At 68.4% G+C, this 22035-nt stretch carries 19 protein-coding genes; 11 read left to right on the plus strand and 8 right to left on the minus strand.

Annotated features, from left to right (window positions below):
* Window positions 1-23: 23 nt before the first annotated feature.
* The 5 genes from CA2_RS01730 (at window position 24) to CA2_RS01750 (ending at window position 5105) form a co-directional block, all read left to right on the plus strand.
* Complete coding sequence (locus tag CA2_RS01730) at window positions 24-1196, plus strand: CaiB/BaiF CoA transferase family protein (protein ID WP_042411972.1); 1173 nt, start codon at window positions 24-26, stop codon at window positions 1194-1196.
* 105 nt (window positions 1197-1301) lie between these two features.
* Complete coding sequence (locus CA2_RS01735; protein WP_042411973.1) at window positions 1302-2666, plus strand: MmgE/PrpD family protein; 1365 nt, start codon at window positions 1302-1304, stop codon at window positions 2664-2666.
* Between the two features lie 106 nt (window positions 2667-2772).
* Window positions 2773-3780: a tripartite tricarboxylate transporter substrate binding protein BugD gene (locus tag CA2_RS01740; protein WP_042411974.1), complete on the plus strand. Its 1008-nt coding sequence runs from the start codon at window positions 2773-2775 to the stop codon at window positions 3778-3780.
* Window positions 3781-3843: 63 nt separating this feature from the next.
* Entirely contained in the window at window positions 3844-4221 is a 378-nt protein-coding gene (locus CA2_RS01745) for a VOC family protein (protein WP_042411975.1), read from the plus strand.
* A gap of 11 nt (window positions 4222-4232) precedes the next feature.
* Entirely contained in the window at window positions 4233-5105 is an 873-nt protein-coding gene (locus CA2_RS01750; RefSeq protein WP_042411978.1) for an HpcH/HpaI aldolase/citrate lyase family protein, read from the plus strand.
* Window positions 5106-5154: 49 nt separating this feature from the next.
* On the opposite strand, the gene CA2_RS01755 is transcribed toward CA2_RS01750, so the two are convergent.
* Window positions 5155-6462, minus strand: coding sequence for a Glu/Leu/Phe/Val family dehydrogenase (locus CA2_RS01755; RefSeq protein WP_042411979.1), 1308 nt, complete (start codon window positions 6460-6462; stop codon window positions 5155-5157).
* Here CA2_RS01755 and CA2_RS17875 point away from each other — a divergent pair.
* Both CA2_RS17875 and CA2_RS01760 read left to right on the plus strand, forming a co-directional pair.
* Window positions 6461-6802: a hypothetical protein gene (locus CA2_RS17875; RefSeq protein WP_156105936.1), complete on the plus strand. Its 342-nt coding sequence runs from the start codon at window positions 6461-6463 to the stop codon at window positions 6800-6802. The two genes, CA2_RS01755 and CA2_RS17875, sit on opposite strands and share 2 nt — an antisense overlap.
* A 9-nt stretch (window positions 6803-6811) precedes the next feature.
* On the plus strand, window positions 6812-7750 hold the full coding sequence (locus CA2_RS01760; RefSeq protein WP_081888825.1) for a fumarylacetoacetate hydrolase family protein: 939 nt from the start codon (window positions 6812-6814) through the stop codon (window positions 7748-7750).
* Window positions 7751-7952: 202 nt separating this feature from the next.
* On the opposite strand, the gene CA2_RS01765 is transcribed toward CA2_RS01760, so the two are convergent.
* The 5 genes from CA2_RS01765 to CA2_RS01785 all read right to left on the minus strand — a co-directional run bounded on the left by CA2_RS01765 (window position 7953) and on the right by CA2_RS01785 (window position 15609).
* Window positions 7953-11267, minus strand: coding sequence for a bifunctional diguanylate cyclase/phosphodiesterase (locus tag CA2_RS01765; RefSeq protein WP_042411981.1), 3315 nt, complete (start codon window positions 11265-11267; stop codon window positions 7953-7955).
* A gap of 259 nt (window positions 11268-11526) precedes the next feature.
* Window positions 11527-12591, minus strand: a complete 1065-nt coding sequence (locus CA2_RS01770; RefSeq protein ID WP_042411983.1) for a homocysteine S-methyltransferase family protein — start codon at window positions 12589-12591, stop codon at window positions 11527-11529.
* A gap of 96 nt (window positions 12592-12687) precedes the next feature.
* A complete protein-coding gene (gene alkB / locus CA2_RS01775; RefSeq protein ID WP_042411985.1) occupies window positions 12688-13350 on the minus strand; it encodes a DNA oxidative demethylase AlkB in 663 nt (220 codons plus the stop codon).
* Between the two features lie 4 nt (window positions 13351-13354).
* Window positions 13355-14161 carry an N-formylglutamate deformylase gene (hutG, locus tag CA2_RS01780; protein WP_042411987.1) on the minus strand — a complete coding sequence of 269 codons (807 nt, stop codon included), beginning with the start codon at window positions 14159-14161 and terminating at the stop codon, window positions 13355-13357.
* A 65-nt stretch (window positions 14162-14226) separates the two neighbouring features.
* Window positions 14227-15609: an FAD-binding oxidoreductase gene (locus CA2_RS01785; protein ID WP_042411989.1), complete on the minus strand. Its 1383-nt coding sequence runs from the start codon at window positions 15607-15609 to the stop codon at window positions 14227-14229.
* Between the two features lie 285 nt (window positions 15610-15894).
* On the opposite strand from CA2_RS01785, the gene CA2_RS01790 reads away from it, so the two are divergent.
* Window positions 15895-17763, plus strand: a complete 1869-nt coding sequence (locus CA2_RS01790) for a phosphoenolpyruvate carboxykinase (GTP) (RefSeq protein ID WP_042411992.1) — start codon at window positions 15895-15897, stop codon at window positions 17761-17763.
* Between the two features lie 162 nt (window positions 17764-17925).
* On the opposite strand, the gene CA2_RS01795 is transcribed toward CA2_RS01790, so the two are convergent.
* Complete coding sequence (locus CA2_RS01795; RefSeq protein ID WP_042411994.1) at window positions 17926-18141, minus strand: hypothetical protein; 216 nt, start codon at window positions 18139-18141, stop codon at window positions 17926-17928.
* 146 nt (window positions 18142-18287) lie between these two features.
* Between CA2_RS01795 and CA2_RS01800 the strand changes: the two genes are divergently transcribed.
* The 3 genes from CA2_RS01800 (at window position 18288) to CA2_RS01810 (ending at window position 20682) form a co-directional block, all read left to right on the plus strand.
* Entirely contained in the window at window positions 18288-19244 is a 957-nt protein-coding gene (locus CA2_RS01800) for a LysR family transcriptional regulator (protein WP_042411995.1), read from the plus strand.
* A gap of 55 nt (window positions 19245-19299) precedes the next feature.
* On the plus strand, window positions 19300-20154 hold the full coding sequence (locus CA2_RS01805; protein ID WP_042411997.1) for a metallophosphoesterase: 855 nt from the start codon (window positions 19300-19302) through the stop codon (window positions 20152-20154).
* A 102-nt stretch (window positions 20155-20256) separates the two neighbouring features.
* Window positions 20257-20682, plus strand: a complete 426-nt coding sequence (locus tag CA2_RS01810) for a universal stress protein (protein WP_042412000.1) — start codon at window positions 20257-20259, stop codon at window positions 20680-20682.
* Window positions 20683-20759: 77 nt separating this feature from the next.
* Here CA2_RS01810 and CA2_RS01815 read toward each other — a convergent pair whose 3' ends face one another.
* Complete coding sequence (locus tag CA2_RS01815) at window positions 20760-22028, minus strand: ATP-binding protein (protein ID WP_042412002.1); 1269 nt, start codon at window positions 22026-22028, stop codon at window positions 20760-20762.
* Window positions 22029-22035: the final 7 nt, after the last annotated feature.

Genomic DNA, 22035 nt, shown 5'->3' on the forward strand with positions numbered 1-22035 from the left:
CCACTTCGGATATTGGATTGCACATGATTCGACCTCTTGACGGCATCACCGTCGTCTCTTTGGAACACGCGGTGGCCGCACCGTTTTGCACGCGCCAGCTGGCCGATTTGGGGGCGCGCGTCATCAAGGTGGAGCGGCCCGGCAGCGGCGACTTTGCGCGCGGCTATGACCAGCGGGTGCAGGGCCAGTCCTCGCACTTCACCTGGATCAACCGCAGCAAGGAAAGCCTGGCGCTGGACGTGAAGAAGCTCCAGGCCAAGCAGGCGCTGCTGGAACTGCTGAAGACCGCCGACGTGCTGGTGCAGAACCTGGCGCCCGGCGCGGCCGCGCGCATGGGCCTGTCGTACGCGGCCCTGAAGGCGCACAACCCGAAGCTCATCGTCTGCGACATCAGCGGCTATGGCGCCGATGGTCCCTACCGCGACAAGAAGGCCTACGACCTGCTGATCCAGAGCGAGGCCGGCTTCCTGTCCGTCACCGGCACGCCGGAGACGCCCAGCAAATCCGGCATCTCAGTGGCCGATATCGCCGCGGGCATGTACGCCTACACCAACATCCTGTCGGCCCTGCTGCTGCGCGGCAAGACGGGCAGCGGCAGCCACATCGACGTGTCCATGCTCGAAGCCATGGGCGAGTGGATGGGCTACCCGCTGTACTACGCCTACGACGGCGCGCCACCGCCGCCGCGCACCGGTGCCAGCCACGCCAGCATCTACCCCTACGGCCCCTTCGTCGCCGGGGACGGCAAGACCGTGATGCTGGGCCTGCAGAACGAGCGCGAATGGAAGGCGTTTTGCGACACCGTGCTGCAGCAGCCCGCAGTGGCCACCGACGCCCGTTTTGACAGCAACGCCCACCGCAACGCCCACCGCGAAGCCTTGCAGGCGCTGATCCTGCAGACCTTTGCCGCGCTGACGGCGGCGCAGGTGGTGGAGCGGCTGGAGGCCGCCGGCATTGCCAACGCCCGCGTCAACGACATGGCCGACCTGTGGCAGCACCCGCAGCTGCAGGCGCGCCAGCGCTGGCGCACCGTGGGCACGCCCGCAGGCGAGGTCCCGGCCCTGCTGCCACCCGGCGTGAACAGCGCCTTCGACTACCGCATGGACCCGATTCCCGCCGTGGGCCAGCACAACGCCAGCATCCTGGCCGAGCTGGGCTGGAGCGCCGAGCAGATCGCCGCGCTGGCCGCTGCCTGATGCCTGATGCCTGATGCCTGATGCCTGATGCCTGATGCCTGATGCCTGATGCCTGATGCACAAAACATAGCAGTCATCGCAAGCCCTGCCTGCACTGGAGAACTTATGAAGCAAGAAACTGCCATCCAGATCCATCCCCTGGCCACCTTTGCCGCCCAGCTGCGCTGGGACGATGTGCCAGAGCCTGTGCAGCGCAAGGCCGAGGACCTGTGGGTGGACTGGTTCGGCTCCGTGCTGGCCGGTCAGAACGCCCGCCCGGTGCACAGCATTGCGCGCTTTGCGCTGTCGCAGGGCCCGGCATCGGGGCCATGTGAAGTGGTGGGTCAAAGCACCACAACCTCCCCCATGATGGCCGCGCTGGCCAATGCCGCCGCCGCACACGTGGCCGAGCAGGACGATGTGCACAACGGCTCGGTGTTCCACCCCGCGGCCGTGGTCTTCCCGCCGGCCCTAGCCGTGGCCCAGAGCCTGGGCGCCAGCGGCGCGCAGCTGATGGCCGCCTGCGTGGCCGGCTATGAAGTCGGCATCCGCGTGGGCGAGTTCCTGGGGCGCAGCCACTACCGCATCTTCCACACCACGGCCACCGCCGGCACGCTGGCCGCGGCCGCCGCCGTCGGCCACCTGCTGGGCCTGACACCGGCGCAGATGCAGCACGCCTTCGGTTCGGCCGGCACGCAGTCGGCGGGCTTGTGGGAGTTTTTGCGCACCGCCGCAGACAGCAAGCAGCTGCACACCGCGCACGCCGCCGCGGCCGGCCTGATGGCGGCCTACCTGGCCCAGGATGGCTTCACCGGCGCGCAGGACATCTTCACCGGGCCACAGGGCCTGGCCGCCGGCATGAGCACGGACGCCCATCCCGCGAAGCTGAGCGACGGCCTGGGCACACGCTGGGCCACGGCCGAAACCAGTTTCAAGTGGCATGCCTCCTGCCGCCACACCCACCCGGCCGCCGATGCGCTGCTGCAGGTGATGCAACACAACCATTTGCAGCCCGCCGACCTGGCCCAGGTGACCTGCCATGTGCACCAGGGCGCCATCGATGTGCTGGGCCCCGTGGTGCAGCCCAGCACGGTGCACCAGAGCAAGTTCTCCATGGGCACCGTGCTGGCCCTGGCCGCGCGCTTTGGCCATGCGGGTTTGACCGAATTCGACAGCCACTTCCTGGCCCCGGACACTGTGGCGCTGCGCGAGAAGGTGCGGATGGTGCTGGACACCGAGGTGGACACCGCCTACCCGCAGCGCTGGATCGGCAAGGTCACGGTGCAAACCACCGATGGCCGCACGCTGCACGGCCGGGTGGACGAGCCCAAGGGCGACCCGGGCAACAGCTTGAGCCGCCAGGAGATCACCGACAAGGCCTTGCGCCTGGCGGCCTATGGCAGCCAGGTGCCCGCCGCGCAGGCCCAGCAGGCCGTGGCCCGGCTGTGGCAGGTGGCCCTGTGGCCCCGTGTGCAGCGCCTGCTGGACTGAGCAACTGTTTTTGCATGCCGGTGGCGGGGGCCGCCGGCATGTGTTCCCCCCGGGCACAGAGGCGACACCGACAACGCCCGTCCCATGTTCTACCTAGGAGACCACCATGACCCACCCATCCACCTCTTCCTCGCGCCGCTGGGCACTGAAGGCCTGCGCCGCAGGGGCCGTGCTGGCCTGCAGTGTGGGCCCGGCCCTGGCCAGCAACTGGCCCGACAAGCCCGTCACCCTGGTGGTGCCCTACAGCGCCGGCGGCCCCACCGATGTGGTCGCCCGCCTGCTGGCCGTGCCCATGGGCCAGAGCCTGGGCCAGACCGTGCTGGTGGAGAACACGGTGGGCGCCGGTGGCACCATCGCCCCCACGCGCGTGGCCAAGTCCAAGAACGACGGCTACACCATCCTGATCCACCACATGGGCATGGCCACCGCACCGGCGCTGTACAAGAAGCTGCCCTATGACCCGCTCAAGGACTTCGAGTACATCGGCCAGGTGCTGGACGTGCCCATGACGCTGCTGTCGCGCAAGGACTTTCCGGCCAACAACTTCCAGGAGCTGCAGGACTACGTCAAGAAGAACCAGGACAAGGTGTCGCTGGCCAACGCCGGCATCGGTGCGGTGTCGCAGCTGTGCGGCATGCTGTTCATGCACCAGTTGGGCGTGAAGCTGACCACCATCCCCTACAAGGGCGCCGGCCCGGCCATGAACGACCTGATGGGCGGCCAGGTCGACCTGCTGTGCGACCAGACGACCCAGACCGTGCCCGTGATCAAGGATGGCAAGCGCGCCAAGGTGTTCGGCGTGACCACGTCCGAGCGCCTGTCTTCGCTGCCCGACATTCCGACCCTGAACGAGCAGGGCCTGAAGGGCTTTGACGTGAAGGTCTGGCACGGCATGTACGCCCCCAAGGGCACGCCCAACGAGGTGATCACCAAGATCAACCAGGCGCTGAATGTGGCCCTGAAGGACGCGACCGTGAAGGCCCGCATCGCGGACCTGAGCTCCGACCTGGTCTCGCCCGATAAGGCCACGCCGGAAGGCCTGCGCAAGCACCTGGAGGCCGAAGTGGCGCGCTGGGGCAAGGTGATCCGTGAAACCGGGGTCACGGCCGAGTAAGCCCCGACAGGCGCGCGTCGGCCGGTGGCGGCCCCGCGCGCCGCCCATCTGGAGACTGCCCCCATGATTGACCACCTGGACCACCTGGTGCTGACGACCACCGACGAGGCCGCGTGCACGCACTTTTACTGCACCGTGCTCGGCATGCAGCTGGAAGTGTTCGGCGCGGGCCGCAAGGCCTTCGTCTTCGGCGCGCAGAAGATCAACCTGCACATCGCCGGGCGCGAGTTCGAACCCAAGGCACAGCACCCCACGCCCGGCGCCCTGGACCTGTGCCTGATCACGCGGCTACCGATGGACCAGGTCCAGGCCCGGCTGGCCGCGCATGGGGTGGCGGTCGAATGCGGCCCCGTGGCCCGCACCGGCGCGCAAGGCCCTATCACCTCGGTCTATGTGCGCGACCCCGACCAGAACCTGATCGAGCTTTCCCAATACCCGTGACCCCGTCGACCATGTCCCCCCTGCTGCGCAATGCCTGCTCTTTCCTCTTCGTTCCGGCCCACCAGCCCGAGCGCCTGACCAAGGCCCTGGCCAGCGGCGCCGACCTGGTGATTGCCGACTGGGAGGACGCCGTGGCCCCGGGCGCCAAGGCGGACGCCCGCCGCGCGCTGGAAGCGGCCGTGCAGGCCCTGCCGCCCGCGCAGCGCGCCCGGCTGCTGGTGCGCACCAACGCCACCGGCACGGCCTGGTTCACGGCGGACGTGCAGGCCCTGGCACGCCTGGTGCAGCTGGGCGTGGCCGGTGCCGTGGTGCCCAAGGCCGACCACCCCGCCACCTTGCAGCAGCTGGCCCAGGTGGCCGGCCCCCACTGCGCCCTGGTGCCGCTGATCGAAAGCGTGGCCGGCCTGGATGCCGTGGATGCCCTGGCCCAGGTGCCGCAGGTGGTGCGCCTGGCGTTTGGCCACCTGGATTTCCAGGTCGATGCCGGCATGCAGTGCGGACCCGACGAAGGCGAGCTGCTGCCCACCCGCATGGCCCTGGTCATGGCCAGTCGCCGCGCGGCCCTGGCCGCGCCGATTGACGGTGTGACCGTCGACACGCGCGATCCGGCCCGCACCGCCGCCGACAGCCAGCGGGCCTTGCGCATGGGCTTTGGCGGCAAGCTGTGCATCCACCCGGCGCAGCTGGCGACGGTCCACCAGGTGTTTGCCCCAAGCGCCACCGCCGTGGCCCAGGCCCAGGCCGTCGTGCAAGCCATGGCCGACGCTGCCGGGGGCGTCTGCACGGTCGACGGCAAGATGGTCGATGCCCCGGTGCTGCAGCTGGCGCAGCGCACGCTGCAGCGGCATGCCTGGGCACAGCAGCGCACGACCCCCACGGCATGAAAAAAGCGGCCAGGCGGCCGCTTTGTTGAGGGGTGCGCGCAGCGCACGATCAGGGGTACAGACCGCGCATTTCGCGGGCGTGCAGGATGCGCTTGCACGCCACGATGAAGGTGGCCGTGCGCAGGCTGACCTTGTTTTCCTGCGCCACCTGCCAGATGGAGGCAAAGGCCTCCTGCATGATGCGCACCAGGCGGGCGTTGATCTCGTCCTCGCTCCAGAAGAAGCTGGAGAAGTCCTGCACCCACTCGAAGTAGCTCACCGTCACGCCGCCGGCGTTGGCAATCACGTCGGGCAGCACCAGCACGCCCTTGTCGTTCAGGATGTCATCGGCCTCAGGGGTGGTCGGGCCGTTGGCGCCCTCGATCACCAGCTTGGCCTGGATGCGGTGGGCATTGTCCTTGGTGATCTGGCCTTCCAGTGCGGCTGGAATCAGGATGTCGCAGCCCACGCCCCAGAAGTCGTCGTTCGCCATGGATTCGGCACCGGCGAAGCCGCCTACACCTCCCTGGGTGCGCACGTGCTCCAGCAAGGCCGCCACGTCCAGGCCGCTGGCGTTGTAGATGGTGCCCGTGTGGTCCTGCACCGCCACCACCTTGGCGCCCGCATCGGCAAACAGCTTGCCGGCGGTGCCGCCCACATTGCCGAAGCCCTGGACCGCCACGCGCGCCCCTTCCACGGGCAGGCCGGTCAGCTTGGCCGCTTCCACGCCCACGGTGAACACGCCGCGGCCCGTGGCCTCGACACGGCCCAGCGAACCGCCCAGGTCCACGGGCTTGCCCGTGACCACGCCGGTGGCGGTGGCGCCGGTGTTCATGGAGTAGGTGTCCATCATCCAGGCCATGATCTGGCCATTGGTGTTCACGTCCGGTGCGGGGATGTCCTTGGAGGGGCCGATCAGCAGGCCGATCTCGCTGGTGTAGCGGCGGGTCAGGCGCTCCAGCTCACCCTTGGACAGCTTGCGCGGATCGACGCGGATGCCGCCCTTGGCACCGCCGTAGGGCACGTTCACGGCCGCGTTCTTCACCGACATCCAGGCCGACAGGGCCATCACTTCGGACAGCGTCACGTCCTGGTGGAAACGCACGCCGCCCTTGCCAGGGCCGCGGCTGAGGTTGTGCTGCACGCGGTAGCCCTCGAAGTGGGCGATCGAGCCGTCATCCATTTCGATCGGCACATCCACGATCAGGATGCGCTTGGGGCGCTTGAGCGTCTCCACCCAGCGAGCCAGCGATCCCAGATAGGGCGTCACGCGGTCCACCTGCTTCAGGTAAGTGCCCCAGGGGCCGACATCGTCAGGGTTCAGGTAGGAGGGCAGCGCGTGCTGCATCAATTGCGCGGAATGGTCATGGACGTGCATGGAAACAACCTTTGAGAAATGGTGCGACAGACGCACAGCAAAAAGCAGCCAGGGCTCGCTTTTTTTCCAGCGTACGCACGGCCCTTCTTGCTGTCCAAAGCCTCTTGCTTGTCAATTTATGCATTTAACGCATAAAGATGCTTTTCCGCTCAAAATTCAGCAACTTAGCATCAACGCCAAATTATCTACCTGCAATTGTGAAATGCCTATCCGCGATATTTTTTGCGAACCGCCACCGCGCGGCGCAGGCACCAATCCCGCGTTTGCGGCAAGGGAATCCGCCTGCGCTGTGCGGGATCCTGCGCGCCCCCGCGCCACGCTGCGCCAGCTTTTGCCATGATGCCGAACCATGTCGACCAACTCTGAAAAAGATTGCACCACGGGCTTTTGTGCCCAGGGCCCGTCCCCCTTTGCCAACCAGCCGCCAATGGGCCTGAACCTGCTGGCCAAGGATGGCCCCGAGGACATCCTGCCCGACTGGCCCCAGGTGGCGCCCGAGCTGCCCGCGGACGCCTATGCGATTGCCGATGCCCTGTGGTGGTCGCGCAAGCTGGGCGAGCGCTCGGCGCGCGCCGAGGACATGGCCTTCATGCTGCAGGACGCAGACGCAGCCCGCGCCGTGCAGCGCGCCCTGGCGCGCACCTGGCGCTGGTGGCCCGAGGGCAGCGTGCCCCGCTACTGGAAGTCGGGCGCCCCGCAGCGCAGTGCCCCCCTGGTCCATGCGCCCCTGCCCGAGCCGGGCGTGCATGTCGGCGTGGACGTGGCCCCCGCGCCGGGCACGGTATTCAGCCTGCGTGGGGTGGAAGGCGAGATCGCCCTGCGCCTCGGTCAGGACGTGAGCGCCGCCGACGCGGCCGCACTCACCCCGGACACGGCCGCCGCCCTGGTGGATGCCTGCGCCGTGGCCATCGAATGGGTGGACAGCCGCTGGCGCGAAGGCCTGCAGGCCCCGGCACTGACGCTGCTGGCCGACGGCCAGTGCCACGGCGGCCTGGCCCTGGGCCCCTGGCAGGACTTTGCCCCCCTGCGCCAGCACGACTGGATGCGGCAGACCTGCACGCTGCAAATCAACGAGGGTCCGGCCCAGGCGTTCACCGGCACACACAGCCTGCAGGACCCCACCTGGCTGCTGGCCGGCTGGCTGCAGCACGTGACCCAGCACTACGGCACGGTGCCGGCCGGCACCGTGGTCACCACCGGCACCTGGACCGGTTGCCCCGCCGTGCAGGCCGGCGACCGTGTGCAGCTGCAGTTTGAGGGCCTGGGCACGGTGGCTTGGCAGTTCTAAGCGCCACGATCTCCCAGTACTTTCATAGCATCCAGCGCTGGTTGGACGGGCGCTAGAGGTCGATTTGACTCCATAAGGCATGGGCCACCATGCCGGGGGGCGACCCGGATGCCCAAACAGACTGGCCGCCGTCCAGCGAAAGACCAAGCGGCCCTGCCACTCTGGCACCCGCCCCCTCCCCGCCCAGGGCGGCAGGCGCCGTTCACTGGGGCAGCGCCAGCGACGACCGGTGGCGCTGGACGAACGCGGCAAAGGCCTGCGGCTCCAGGGGCCGGCTGTACCAGTAGCCCTGCATCTCGTCGCAGCCATAGGCCTGCAGCAGCTGTGCCTGCTTGGCGGTTTCCACGCCTTCGGCGATGGTGCGCAGGCCCAGGCTCTGGGCCATGCGGATGATGGCCGTGACAATCGCTTGGTCGCTGCCCTGCTCCGCCAGGTCGCGCACGAAGGACTGGTCGATCTTCAGCTTGTCGATGGCATAGCGCTTCAGGTAGCTCATCGAGGAATAGCCGGTACCGAAGTCGTCCAGCGCCACGCGGAAGCCCGCGGCATGCAGCTTGCGGATGGTGATCTCGGCCTGCTCGGGCTGCTTCAGCGCCACGGCCTCGGTCAGCTCCATCTCGATGCGCTGCGGCGCCACCCCGACCCGCTGTAGCGTGGCCAGCACCTCCTCCACGAACTGGGTGCGGCCGAACTGCGCCGCCGACACGTTGACCGCCACCACCAGCTCCGGCAGCCCCTGGGCGTCCCAGGCGCGCAGCTGCAGCGCCGCATGCTCCAGCACCCACAGATCGATGGCCACGATGGTGCCGCTTTGCTCGGCGATCGGGATGAATTCCGCTGGCGAGACCAGCCCCCACTGTGGATGGCGCCAGCGCAGCAAGGCTTCGGCCCCGGTCAGGGCGCCGCTGCCCAGTGCGCACTGCGGCTGGAAGACCAGGAACAGCTCGCCGTGCGCGGTGGCGTGCTTGAGGCCCGAGGCCAGCTCCAGCGAGCGGCGCGTGTGCGCCTGCATCTCGGGCGCGAAAAAGCGCAGCGTGTTGCCCCCGTCCTGCTTGGCGCGGTACATCGCCACCTCGGCCGCCGAGGCCAGGGTGCCCGCCGTCTGGGCATCGTCCGGGAATACCGCCACGCCGGCCGAGGCGCTGGTCATCAGCGTGTGCCCCTGCAGGCGCACCGCCGTCTGCAGCAGGGTCAGGGCCGCCTGCACCATCAGCGCCACGGCCGCCTGGTCCGCGCGGGGCACGATGGCCACATACACGTCGCTGGAATAGCGCGCCAGTGGCACCTGCGTGCCCAGGCTGTGGCGCAGGCGGTTGGCCTGCTCCACCAGCAGCTCGTCGCCGGCCGCGTGGCCCAGGCTTTCGTTGATCAGCTTGAACTGGTCCAGGTTGAACCACAGCAGCGACAACCGCTCGTGCTGGGCCGTGCTGCGTTCGATGGCCTGGGCCAGCTGTTCCTCGAACGACTTCTTGTTGCTCAGCCCGGTCAGGGTGTCGAAGTTCGACAGCGCGCGGATGCGTTCCTCGGCCTCGCGGCGCAGGCTGATGTCCTCCTTGTGCGCCACGTAGTGCGTCACCTGGCCGAAGGCGTCGCGGATGGGGTAGAGCGAGGCGCTCTCGGTGTAGGTCTGGCCGTTCTTGCGGCGGTTGATCAGCTCGCCCTGCCAGGACTGGCCCTGGGGCAGTTTGTGCCACATCTCGGCATAGGTGCTGCGTGGCGTCAGCCCGGACTGCAGCAAGCGCGGGTTGCGGCCCAGCACCTCCTCGGCGCTGTAGCCGCTGACCTCGGTGAAGGCGCGGTTGACATACAGGATGCTGGCCTGGGTGTCGGTCATCATCACCGGCGAAGGGCTCTGGTCCAGCGCCTCGGACAGACGGTGGATGATGGCCTCCTGCCGCCGCTGCATGATGCGCTGCCAGATGGTGTCGGCCAGGGCCTGCAGGGTCTGCACGTCCTGCTCGCTGTAGCCCTCGGGCTTGTTGCCCACCGCCAGCACCATGCGCACCCGCCCGCCCTCCACCACCGGTAGGCAGGCGCAGCGCTGCACCAGGGTGGTGTCGCCGCACTGGCAGGGCCACACCACGGCGCGGCGCTGGCGCAGCACCTCCTGCCAGGGCAAGGCCTGGGCCAGGGCCTCCCGGTCCATGCCCTGCGGGATCAGAGCCATGGCCAGGTCCGTCCCCTGCTCATCGGGGCGTGCAAACAGCAGCAGCGCCACGGGGCTGTGGCTCAGGCGCCGGGCGTGCTCCACGCCGCGGCGCAGGAAATCGCTTTCCAGCTCGTAGCCGTCGTGGTGCTGCAGGTCCAGCAAGGCGGCATTCAGAAAGGACTCGGCCATCAGGTGCTGCTCGTTGTGCACGGCATCCGTGACGTCGCGCGACAGCACCAGGTAGGTCGACGGGCGCCCGGGCGCCACCGCCTTCTTGGCCACGGCCAGCTCGAAGTAGCGCAGGCCGTCGGCCTGGGACAGGCAGATGCGCTGCCCGCGGGCCACGCCCTGGGACTCGGCCTGCTCCAGCGCCGCCAGGCAGGTGGCCGCGGCCTCGGGCGGCAGGACCTCGGTCACAGACTTGCCCAGCAGTTGCTGGTTCGAGGCCGCCAGCCGGTCGGGGTCGTTGGCATGCACCTCCAGGTACACCCCACCGCGGTCCATTTCGAACAGTATGTCGGGCAGGGTCTCCAGCGTGGCGCGTTGGCGTGCCTCGGCCTGCTGCAGCCCCAGATAGGGCTGGCGCACGGTTTCGACGAACAGCCCGCGGTACAGGAAACCGTAGGCGATGATCTTGTACAGGTGCCCCGCCAGGTTGTAGACGTCGGTCACGTTGGCGTACAGCGTGAAGAAATACTCGCCAATCCCCAGGATGAACGCCGCCAGCGCCAGGTAGACTCGCCCGGGCTCGCGCGTGCCCTGGGCCATGAAGCCCAGCCCCGCCACGAGGTAGGCCAGCATCAGCGCGTATTCCAGCTGGATCTTGAGGGGTGTCAGCCCGCTGCCGGTCGCAAAGGTGCGCGGGATGAGGTCCGCGTGGACCAACAACAGGTAGTGCACGACGCCGACGATGGCGCCCATGGCCAGCAGGCTGAGGTAACGCCCCCGCCGGTTCAGCCAGCCACTCCAGCCCTCGGGCCACAGCGCCGCCCACAGCAGCGCCGCCGCGGCCATGGCCCGCGCCGCCAGCCAGAAGTTGATGGCCTTTTCCGGGCCACTGGGGGTGATGAAGTTCGGCATGCCGGCGTACGACAGGGCGTGCGACAGATCCAGCAGCGCCACGCCCAGCAGGCCGATGCCCAGCACCAGGGCGCGGCCGTTGAGGCGGTATTTCTGCGTGACCCAGGCGATGCTGAAGACCATGGCCGCCACCGCGATCGACAGCATCTCCATGATGGTGTGCAGCGGCAGATAGCTGGCCAACCCGCGCGCCGCATCGGGCGCCGGCAGGATCCGCACCAGCAGCAGCCCGGCCAGCAGGGCCAACAGCCAGTACGCCGATTCGCGAAGCTCCCGGTGGTGGGTCATGGGTGCAAACTTCCTTCAGACATGCAGAAATGCCCCATGACGGTGCATCACGGGAATCTGAGCGGATTGTTGCATTCACTCACCCATTTGCGGCATAGCAAGATGCGCGCCACCGCGTGGTGATTCGAATTCACCACAGCGGCATGGCAGCGGCAGGACGCATCAAAAAACAGAGCATCCTGCGCGCGCGCAGCAAGCGCAAACTGTCAATTTAACCTGCAATCGCCCGACAAGGTGGCGGCAGGCCGTGGTGCGCGCATCAGGCGTTGGCGGGGTAAAACAGCTTGCGGCCCTGGTCGGCCGAGACGGCCTTGGCGATGGCGCCAATGTGGTCGGGGGTGGTGCCGCAGCAGCCGCCCACAATGTTGACCAGGCCTTCGGCCGCGAACTCATGCACCAGGCGGCTGGTGACATCGGGCGTTTCGTCAAAGCCGGTGTCGCTCATGGGGTTGGGCAGGCCGGCGTTGGGGTAGCAGCTGATGAAGGTGTCCGGCGCGGCCTTGGCCAGCTCCTGGATGTAGGGGCGCATCAGCGTCGCGCCCAGGGCGCAGTTCAGGCCCACCGACAGCGGGTTGCTGTGGCGCACGCTGTGCCAAAACGCCGTCACGGTCTGGCCCGACAGAATGCGGCCCGAGGCATCGGTCACCGTGCCGCTGATCATGATGGGCAGCACCTCGCCCGTGGCCTCAAACGCTTCTTCCACGGCAAACAACGCGGCCTTGGCGTTGAGCGTGTCAAAGATGGTCTCGACCAGGATCACGTCCGCGCCGCCTTGGATCAGCGCCACGGTCTGCTCGAAATAGGCTTTGCGCAGGGTTTCAAAGTCCACGTTGCGCGCACCGGGGTCGTTCACATCGGGGCTGATGGACGCCGTCTTGGGCGTGGGCCCCAGGGCGCCGGCCACATAGCACTTGCGGCCGTTGACGCTGTACTTGTCGCAGGCGGCGCGCGCCAGCTGGGCGCTCTTGAGGTTCATCTCGCGCGCCAGATCGGCCATGTGGTAGTCCTCCTGCGCCACGGTGGTCGCGCCGAAGGTGTTGGTCTCGATCAGGTCGGCCCCGGCGGCCAGGTACTTTTCGTGGATGTCGCGGATCACGTCGGGGCGGGTCAGCGACAGCAGCTCGTTGTTGCCCTTCACGTCGTGCGGGAAGTCCACAAACCGCTGGCCGGCACCGTCGGCACCCGCATAGCCCTCGCCCCGGTACTGGGCCTCGCCCAGCTTGAAGCGTTGGATCATGGTGCCCATCGCGCCATCGAGGATGGCAATACGCTGTTGCAGCAGGGCGGGCAGTTCTTGGGCACGGGTGTAGTGGGGCAGGCTCATGGGCCCGATTGTAGGAAGCTGTGCATGCCCTGCGCCGCTGCCCGTGGATTCCCGGCCCCCGCATCTGGCGCACGCCCTCCCAGCCGATGGCGCAGCTCAGCCGCGGTAGGGGCGCTGCGCCATGCGGAAGGTCAGGTTCCAGCGCTCGGCACCCAGCAGGTGGTGCTGGCCCGCCGGCAGCGGCCGCACCCCATGAAACACCATGCGCGAGGCCCCGCCCCAGACCAGCACATCGCCATGCTCCAGCCGTAGGCTGCGCACCGGGTCGCTGCGCTGCAGGCCACCCCAGACAAAGCTGCAGGGCAGGCCCAGCGACACCGAGACGATGGGCGCGGTCTTGTCGCGCTCATCGGCATCGTGGTGCAGGCCCATCTTGGCGCCCACGGCATAACAATTGATCAGGCAGACATCCGGATCAAAGCCCGGATAGCCCGCCTGCGCTGCCAGCGCCTGGGCCTGCTGCTGCAAAAAAGTGGGCATGGCCGGCCACGGGCGGCCGCTCAGCGGATCGCTGCGCGTGTAGCCATAGCCCTGGTGCCCGGCAGCGGCCCAGCCCCATGTGCCGCAGTTGCTGGTGCGCACCGACATCGGCCGCCCGCCGGCCGTGAAGGCCGCCTGCAGGGGCTGCTGCGCCAGCACCTGCCGCACGGCCGCGATCCAGGCCGCATCCTGGCGCGCAGCCCAGCCGCGCAGCAAGACCGCGCCCTCGGCCAGCGGCTGGGCGGGCTGGGGCTCGGTGTCGAACAGCGGCAGGCTCATGCACTCATGCGCGGGCGAAGTCCAGCGCCGCCTGCAGCAGGCGCTGCAGTGTGGGCTGGATGCGCGCGGCGCGCTCGGGCAGGAAGTCGAACGGCATCTGCTCCTGCATGTAGCTGCACTGCGTCATCTCCAGCTGCACGGCGTGGATACCGCGCGCCGGTGCGCCGTAGTGGCGCGTGATGTGGCCGCCCTTGAAGCGGCCGTTGAGCACGGCCGTGTGGCCGGGCGCCGTCTGCGCGATCTGCAGCAGCTGCTGGGCCAGGCCCGCATCGCAGCTGGCCCCGTCGGCCGTGCCCAGGTTCAGGTCGGGCAGCTGGCCCTCGAAGAAGCGCGGCAGCACCGAGCGGATGCTGTGCGCATCCCACAGCACGACCCGACCGTGCACGCGCTGCAGGCGGTCCAGCTCGGCGCGCAGCTGGTCGTGGTAGGGTTGCCAGTACAGGCGCTTGCGGCGCTCGATCTCGGCCGCATCGGGCTCTTGCGCAGCCGACGCATACAAGGCAGTGCTGGCGAAGCTGTCGACCGGGCACAGGCCGGTCACGCTCTGGCCGGGGTAGAGGCTGGCGCCATCGGGCGCGCGGTTGAGGTCGATCACATAGCGCGAATGCGTGGCCACCAGGAGGGAGGCCCCCAGGGCCTGGGCGCAGGCGTACAGCTGGGGCATGTGCCAGTCGGTGTCGTGCACCTCGCGGGCCTCTGGTGTCAGCCGGGCGGCGATGTCGGCGGGCAGATGGGTGCCGGCATGCGGCATGGAAATCAGCAGCGGCGCCGTGCCTGGATGGAAAACAAAGGGCAAAGGGGCTTGGGACATACGCAATCAGCTATCAAAAAACATGCCATGGCCCCGGCGCCGCACAGCGCCGCGGGCCCGGGCCATCAGAACACCTTGCCGGGGTTCATCAACCCCAGCGGGTCCAGCGCGGCCTTGATGGCACGCATGGCGGCCAGCTCCTGGGGCGTGCGGCTCAGGGCCAGGAAGGGCTTCTTGTGCAGGCCGATGCCGTGCTCGGCGGACACGCTGCCGTGGAAGGCGCCCACCACGCGGTATAGCTCGGCCTCGACCGCCTCGCACGCGCCACCCACCGTGGCGCCGTCGGTGGAGACGTGCAGGTTGCCGTCGCCCACATGGCCGAAGAACAGCGTGTGGTGGCCGGGCCAGCGCGCGTCGAAAGCGGCCTGGATGGCCGCGGCGAAACGCCCGATCTCGGCCTGCGGCAGGCTGACGTCGAAGTTCACTGGCGGGTGCATCTGGGTGTTCAGCTCGGCCGGGGCTTCGCGCAGCTTCCACAGCGTCTTGGCCTGGGTCTGCGACTGGGCGATCACGGCATCCACCACCTCGCCGGCCTCCATGGCGTCCCCCAGGGCGGCTTCCACGGCCTCGCGCAGGCTGGCCTCGTCCTTGCCGTCCACGTCGATCAGCGCCAACAGCGGGTGGCGTTCCGCCAGCGGGGCCTGCAGCTGCTGCCACTGCACGGAGGCCTGCACGAAGTTGTCCCACATCAGCTCGAACGCGGCCACGCTGTTACCAAAGCGGCCCTGCATGCGCTGCAGCACAGCCAGCGCCTGGTCAAAACCCGGCAGGGCCACCAGGGCCGTGGCCTTGGCCTGCGGCAGCGGGCGCAGGCGCAGCAGCACGCGGGTGATCACGCCCAGCGTGCCCTCGGCGCCGATGAAGCACTGCTTCAGGTCGTAGCCCGTGTTGTTCTTGAGCATGGGGCGCAGCATGGGCAGCACCGTGCCGTCGGCCAGCACCACTTCCAGGCCCAGCACCTGCTCGCGCATCATGCCGTGCTGCAGCACGCCATTGCCGCCGGCATTGGTGGCCACGTTGCCACCGATCTGACAGCTGCCGCGCGCGCCCAGGTCCACGCCGAACGCCAGGCCCGCGTCCACGGCGGCTTCCTGCACGGCCTGCAGCGTGGCCCCGGCCTGCACCGTCATGGTGGCGGAGCGGGCATCGATGGCTTCGATCGCCGGCATGCGCTCCAGCGACAGCGCCACGCAGTCGGCGCTGGGCACGGCGGCGCCGGCCAGGCCGGTCAGGCCGCCCTGGGGCACCACGGGCACGCGGTGCTGGTGGCACAGGCGCAGGGTGGCGCTGACCTCTTCGGTGCTGCGCGGACGCACCAGGGCCAGCGGGGCGACGGGGGGCGTGCCGCTCCAGTCGGTGTGGTAGCGCGCGGGCACGGCATCGCCAGACAAGACGGCTTCAGCACCCAGGGTGTGGCGCAAGGCCTGCAGAAATTCTTGGGGGGACATGACTCAACCTTTCACTGCCTGCATTGTGCGGCGGACAGCCCTCCAGCGCAGGCAGCGCCCGCCATCGCCAACCGGCAAGGCGGCCCCGCATTCATTCCCATCACACATATTTCAATGCATCAAATGCATAGATTTACCGAATTCACGGATGGCATTTTTATGACGGCTCCCTAGAATGGCCGCCTGCTGCTGCAAAAAGCAGCAACTGGACCGTCCGAAAACGGTTGTGCCAGCCTCCGCCCCGGGGCCTGGCATAACCGCTTTTAAACATCCTGGAGACTTTTGATGAACGCCCCCGCCCCCCAAGCCCTGCAAGTGCAGGCCCCGGCCTATGTGAAGAACCCCAAGCTGATCGCCTGGGTCAGCGAAATGGTGGCCCTGTGCAAGCCCGCCAAGGTGCACTGGTGCGATGGCTCGCAGGCCGAGTACGACGCCCTGTGCGAGCAACTGGTGCAGGCAGGCACGTTCAAGAAGCTCAACCCCGCCAAGCGCCCCGGCAGCTACCTGGCCTGGTCCGACCCATCGGACGTGGCCCGCGTCGAAGACCGCACCTACATCTGTTCTGAAAAGAAGGAAGACGCCGGCCCGACCAACAACTGGATGGCCCCGGCCGAGATGCGTGCCACGCTGAACCCGCTGTTTGACGGTTGCATGGCCGGCCGCACCATGTACGTGGTGCCCTTCTCCATGGGCCCCCTGGGTTCGCCCATCGCCCACATCGGCATCGAGCTGTCCGACAGCGCCTATGTGGCCGTGAACATGAAGATCATGACCCGCATGGGCCAGGCCGTGTACGACGTGATCGGCACCGATGGCGAGTTCGTGCCCTGCGTGCACACCGTGGGCGCCCCGCTGAAGGACGGCGAGAAGGACAGCACCAGCTGGCCCTGCAACCCCACGACCAAGTACATCGTGCACTACCCCGAAACGCGCGAAATCTGGTCCTACGGCTCGGGCTACGGCGGCAACGCCCTGCTGGGCAAGAAGTGCTTTGCGCTGCGCATCGCCTCCACCATGGGTCGCGACCAGGGCTGGCTGGCCGAGCACATGCTGATCCTGGGCGTGACCAACCCCGAAGGCCAGAAGTACCACGTGGCCGCGGCCTTCCCCTCGGCCTGCGGCAAGACCAACTTCTCGATGCTGGTGCCCCCCGCCGGCTTCGCAGGCTGGAAGGTCACCACGATTGGTGACGACATCGCCTGGATCAAGCCCCAGGCGGACGGCAGCCTGCGCGCCATCAACCCCGAGGCGGGCTACTTCGGCGTGGCACCCGGCACCAACCTGCTGACCAACCCCAACTGCATGCGCAGCCTGGACAAGAACGTCATCTTCACCAACGTGGCGCTGACCGACGACGGCGACGTGTGGTGGGAAGGTCTGGAAAAGGACCAGGGCAAGCTGCCCGACCACCTGATCGACTGGAAGGGCCAGGACTGGACCCCCGCCATCGCCAAGGAAACCGGCGCCAAGGCCGCCCACCCCAACGCCCGCTTCACCGTGGCCGCGACCAACAACCCCGCGCTGGACGAAGCCTGGGATGACCCCAAGGGCGTGAAGATCGACGCCATCATCTTCGGCGGCCGCCGCTCCACCACCGTGCCCCTGGTGACCGAAGCCCGCAACTGGACCGAAGGCGTCTACATGGCTGCCACCATGGGTTCGGAAACCACCGCCGCCGCCTTTGGCGCCCAGGGCGTGGTGCGCCGCGACCCCTTCGCCATGCTGCCGTTCGCCGGCTACAACATGAGCGACTACTTCGCCCACTGGCTGAAGCTGGGCGCCCAGATCGAAGCGCAAGGCGCCGCCCTGCCCAAGATCTTCACCACCAACTGGTTCCGCAAGGACGCCGACGGCAAGTTCGTCTGGCCCGGCTACGGTGAAAACATGCGCGTGCTGAAGTGGATGATCGACCGCATCGAAGGCCAGGCCCAGGGGCAGGACACCGCCTTCGGCGTGGCGCCCCAGTACGGCGAGATCAACTGGACCGGCCTGAACTTCAGCGCCGAGCAGTTCGCCACCGTCACCGGCATCGACCAGGCCGCCTGGAACGAAGAGCTGAAGCTGCACACCGCCCACTTCGAACAGCTGGCCCAGGGCCTGCCCCAGGCCCTGCTGGACACCAAGGCCGCACTGGAAGCCCGCCTGTCCGCTTAAAAAGTGAGCAGCCAGCGCTGGTGTTTGAAGACGTTCAGACACCCAGCACTGCCAAAAGCAAAAGGAGCATGCGCAGCATGCTCCTTTTTTTATGCACCCACAAAAAAGCCGCTGACGGCGCAGCGGCGGTTTTGGGGGTGGGCCCGCAGGGGCCGGGGCGCCTTAGCGCTGGCCGGCGGTCGCCGACATGGCGCGCGACAGGTCGGCCATCACGCGGGCATCCTGCAGGGCCATGTTCCACGTCAGCTCATCGGCGCGCACGGCGCGGCGCGCGGCCTTCCAGGCCTTCCACTGCTGTGCAGCGATGGAGATCAGCCAAGGGAACAGGGCTTGGGGAGCCTGGCGGGGAGTGGAATGGGCGATGGTCGAGGTGGTCATGGTCAGGGCCTAAAACGTGCGCCTGGGTGTGGACTTGTGGTCCATCGGTCAGTGCACAGCCGCAATACTAGGGTTATCCCTAAAACCCTTCAAATTTATATTTTGAATCATCATCATTCACCACAGTGATGATTAAATCTTCCGCCATGACGCCCCACGACTTTCGCCTGCTGGACCTGAACTTGCTGCGCGTGTTCGATGCCGTCATGGCCGAGGGCAGCCTGACGCGCGCCGCCGACAAGTTAGCACTCACGCAGCCCGCCGTCAGCAACGCCATGCGCCGCCTGCGCGACGCCCTGGGCGATGAGCTGCTGGTGCGCCGCGGCCATGGCGTGCAGCCCACGCCGCGCGCCCAGGCGCTGTGGCCCGTGGTGCGCGAGGCCCTGGACAACCTGCAGCACAGCCTGGCGCCGCAGCGCTTCGATCCGGCCAGCGCCACCACCACCCTGGTGCTGGCCATGGCCGATGCCACGGCCTCCACCCTGATCCCCAACCTGGTCGGCATCCTGGAGCGCGAGGCCCCGCAGCTGGCCATCCGCATCGTGCCGCTGACCACCCGCGACCCGCGCGGCCTGCTGGATGCCGAGACCGCCGACATGGCCGTGGGCTACTTCCCCGCCGTGCTGGCCGACCTGACCGCCCGCGCCCAGGCCGGCACCCTGGTGGCACACGAGCACCGGCGCCTGTACGACGGCGAATACGTGGCCGTGATGCGCAAGGACCACCCCCTGGCCTGGATGCCGTTGACGCTGGAGCACTACTGCGCTGCCCGCCACCTGCTGGTCAGCTTTTCCGGCCGCGCCTACGGCTTCATCGACGAGGCCCTGGCCGCCCTGGGCCGCGAGCGGCAGATCGTGATGACCGTGAACCAGTACACCACGGCCGCCCGGGTGGTGGCCCAGTCCGACCTGGTGACCGTGCTGCCGCGCCACTTCGTGCCCATCACCGGGCTGGCGGCGCAGCTGCAGGTGCACCCGCTGCCGCTGGAAGTGCCCGCCGTGCACGTCGACGCGCTGTGGCACAAGCGCGGCCCGCACCGCCCTGCCTACGACTGGCTGCTGCAGGCGCTGAACCGCGCCGCCCTCAAAGCCTTCAGCCCCTGACCCCGCTGCGCCCCGGCGATGCCGGACAATGGCCGCCGAGCACCTTCCTGTCGCCATGAACCTGCAACTGCTGTCCGACCTCCACCTCGAAGTTCACCCCCACTTTCAGCCCACCCCGGCCGCCGATGCCCAGGTGCTGGTGCTGGCCGGCGACATCGGCTCCTACCAGGCCGGCAGCCTGCTGCAGGGCGAGTATTTCGGGCTGGAGCGCTTTTCGCCCCTGCCGCAGTTCGCCGGCTGGCCCTGCCCGGTGGTGTTCGTCCCCGGCAACCACGAGTACGACGCCCAGGACTGGGATGCGGCCCACGATCGCCTGCGCCGCGTCTGCGATGCGCTGGGCCTCATCTGGCTGGAACGCGCCACCACGGTGCTGGACGGCGTGCGCTTTGTCGGCACCACGCTGTGGACCGACTACGACGCCATCGCCCTGCTGGACGATCAGGTGCAGGCCGGCGACGTCGGTCGCCTGCTGAAGCTGCGCGAGAAGTCCTTCCGCGCCGCCAACTTCTACCTCAGCAAGACCGGCGGCACCCGCCACGGCCAGCCTTTCCTGGCCGAGCCCATGCGCGGCCAGGCGCTGGAATGCCAGGCCTGGCTGCGCAACGCGCTGCAGCAACCCTGCGACGGCCCCACCGTGGTCGTGACCCACTTCGCCCCCAGCCTGCGCAGCAGCGACCCGCGCTACGGACTGGTGCCCGGCACGGCCGGCTTTTGCAATACGCTGGACGAGCTGCTGCCCCAAGCCCAGCTGTGGCTGCACGGCCACCTGCATGCCCCCAGCGACTACACCGCCCAGGGCCACCATGCCGACGGCCGACCCTGGCAGTGCCGCGTGGTGGCCAACCCGCTGGGCTATGCGCGCAAGGGCGAGCAGGTGCATTTCCAGCCCAGCCGCTGCATCCGCTTATGATTTCTGGGCTTTCCCGCTGCGTCGCCCCAAAAACATGACGTAAGTCAAGACAACATTGGCGCCAGTGATTACGCTGTCCCTTGTCCTTTTGGAGAATTTGCCATGAAAATCCTGCTCGCTGTCGACGGAAGCCCCTTCACCAAGAAAATGCTGGCCTACCTGGCTGCGCACGAAGAGCTGATCACCGCAGGCCGCCATGAATACACAGCCCTGACCGTCCAGCCCTCCCTGCCTCCCCGCGCCCGCGCGGCCCTGAGCAAGGACATGGTGGATGAGTACTACGCGGAAGAATCGGCCAAGGTGCTGGACCCCGTCACCAAGTTCCTGGCGCAAAGCGGCATCACCGTGCACACCCGGGCCGAAATCGGCCCCGCAGGCACCACGATTGCCAAGATCGCCGAAGACGAGAAGTTCGACCTGATCATCATGGGCACCCACGGCCACGGCTCGCTGGGCAAGCTGGTGATGGGCTCGGTCTCCACCCAGGTGCTGGCCAACTGCTCGGTGCCCGTGATGCTGATCCGCTGATCCAGCGCACGCACACTGCACAAAGGGCTGCCGCTGGCAGCCCTTTTTTGTGGGTGGAAGATTCCGCCGGCGCGGCCTCAGCCGGCCGCCTGCAGCGGCAGGCGCAGCACGAAGCTGGCGCCAGGGCGCCCGTCGCGGCGGTCCTCGCAACGCACGCTGCCGCCATGGCGCTGCGCAATGCTGCGCACCAGGGACAGGCCCAGGCCCACGCCGCCCGAGCGCTCGCTGGCCCCGGGCAGGCGGTAGAACTTTTCAAAGATGCGTTCGCGCTGCGCTGGCGGCACACCGGGGCCGATGTCCTCGACCCGGATCACGGCCATCGCCCCCTCGCGCGACAGGGTCAGGCTGACCTCACCATGGCTGTAGCGGCGGGCGTTCTCCAGCAGGTTGCGCAGGGCACGGCGCACCAGCTTGGCAATCGCCGGCACCTCCAGGCCCTCGGTGGCCTCCACGTCCAGGTCGGCGTCCACGCGCGCGCATTCCTCGGCGGCCAGCCCGATCAGGTCCACCGCCTCGGTGCTGCCCACGTCCACCTCGGGCGACTCCAGGCGGCTGGCCAGCAGGATCTCGTCCACCAGTTGGTCCAGCTCGGCGATGTTGCGCTGGATCTCGGCCTTGGCCGCCGCCACCGAGGCGCTGTCGCCGCCCATCAGCTCCAGCCCCATGCGGATGCGCGCCAGCGGAGAGCGCAGCTCGTGCGAGGCATTCGCCAACAGCGATTTGTGCGACTGCACCAGGGCCTCGATGCGGCCGGCCGCAGCGTTGAACTGGCGCGCCAGGTCGGCCACCTCGTCGCGCCCCTCGGTGGGCACGCGCACGCTCAGGTCGCCTTCGCCGAAACGCTGCACGCCGCGCTGCAGGTTCTCCAACCGCTTGAGCAGGCGCCGGATGATGGGGAACACGCCCACCACCACCACCAGGCCGATCAGGCCCAGCAGCCACAGGAAGCCAAACGGCGGCCGCAGCCAGAAGGCCCAGTCCTGGCCGCCATGCCCTGGGGGCGGGCGGCCGCCCCCGGCGCGTTCGCGCGGATTGCCGCCACCGGGCTGGGCCCGCGGGGCCATCTCCAGGTGGTAGGTCTGGCCGTCCGTGCCCTCGATGTTGAACACCACGCCGTCCGCGCCGGGGCGGCGGATGCGCTCGAACGGGCCCTGCAGCAGGATCTGCCCCTGCCCGTCCCGTATCACCAGTTCGCGCGCGTTGTTGGTCTGCTGGGCGTTGTTGCTGGCGTTGTATTCCTCCGCCACGCGCCAGGCCCAGCCGACCACCAGGGTCAGCACGGCCACGCCGCCCACCACCGCCAGCCAGATGCGCAGGTACAGCCGCTGGGAAAAGACCTTGAACATGCGCGCC

This window comes from Comamonas aquatica NBRC 14918, from assembly GCF_000739875.1.
GTDB lineage: Bacteria > Pseudomonadota > Gammaproteobacteria > Burkholderiales > Burkholderiaceae_C > Comamonas > Comamonas aquatica.

Bases quoted from the DNA above. Each gene is read 5' to 3' on its own strand.
- CA2_RS01730 (WP_042411972.1), top strand. From the start codon at position 24: ATGATTCGACCTCTTGACGGCATCACCGTCGTCTCTTTGGAACACGCG.
- CA2_RS01735 (WP_042411973.1), top strand. From the start codon at position 1,302: ATGAAGCAAGAAACTGCCATCCAGATCCATCCCCTGGCCACCTTTGCC.
- CA2_RS01740 (WP_042411974.1), top strand. From the start codon at position 2,773: ATGACCCACCCATCCACCTCTTCCTCGCGCCGCTGGGCACTGAAGGCC.
- CA2_RS01745 (WP_042411975.1), top strand. From the start codon at position 3,844: ATGATTGACCACCTGGACCACCTGGTGCTGACGACCACCGACGAGGCC.
- CA2_RS01750 (WP_042411978.1), top strand. From the start codon at position 4,233: ATGTCCCCCCTGCTGCGCAATGCCTGCTCTTTCCTCTTCGTTCCGGCC.
- CA2_RS17875 (WP_156105936.1), top strand. From the start codon at position 6,461: ATGGAAACAACCTTTGAGAAATGGTGCGACAGACGCACAGCAAAAAGC.
- CA2_RS01755 (WP_042411979.1), bottom strand. From the start codon at position 6,462: ATGCACGTCCATGACCATTCCGCGCAATTGATGCAGCACGCGCTGCCC.
- CA2_RS01760 (WP_081888825.1), top strand. From the start codon at position 6,812: ATGTCGACCAACTCTGAAAAAGATTGCACCACGGGCTTTTGTGCCCAG.
- CA2_RS01765 (WP_042411981.1), bottom strand. From the start codon at position 11,267: ATGACCCACCACCGGGAGCTTCGCGAATCGGCGTACTGGCTGTTGGCC.
- CA2_RS01770 (WP_042411983.1), bottom strand. From the start codon at position 12,591: ATGAGCCTGCCCCACTACACCCGTGCCCAAGAACTGCCCGCCCTGCTG.
- alkB (WP_042411985.1), bottom strand. From the start codon at position 13,350: ATGAGCCTGCCGCTGTTCGACACCGAGCCCCAGCCCGCCCAGCCGCTG.
- hutG (WP_042411987.1), bottom strand. From the start codon at position 14,161: ATGTCCCAAGCCCCTTTGCCCTTTGTTTTCCATCCAGGCACGGCGCCG.
- CA2_RS01785 (WP_042411989.1), bottom strand. From the start codon at position 15,609: ATGTCCCCCCAAGAATTTCTGCAGGCCTTGCGCCACACCCTGGGTGCT.
- CA2_RS01790 (WP_042411992.1), top strand. From the start codon at position 15,895: ATGAACGCCCCCGCCCCCCAAGCCCTGCAAGTGCAGGCCCCGGCCTAT.
- CA2_RS01795 (WP_042411994.1), bottom strand. From the start codon at position 18,141: ATGACCACCTCGACCATCGCCCATTCCACTCCCCGCCAGGCTCCCCAA.
- CA2_RS01800 (WP_042411995.1), top strand. From the start codon at position 18,288: ATGACGCCCCACGACTTTCGCCTGCTGGACCTGAACTTGCTGCGCGTG.
- CA2_RS01805 (WP_042411997.1), top strand. From the start codon at position 19,300: ATGAACCTGCAACTGCTGTCCGACCTCCACCTCGAAGTTCACCCCCAC.
- CA2_RS01810 (WP_042412000.1), top strand. From the start codon at position 20,257: ATGAAAATCCTGCTCGCTGTCGACGGAAGCCCCTTCACCAAGAAAATG.
- CA2_RS01815 (WP_042412002.1), bottom strand. From the start codon at position 22,028: ATGTTCAAGGTCTTTTCCCAGCGGCTGTACCTGCGCATCTGGCTGGCG.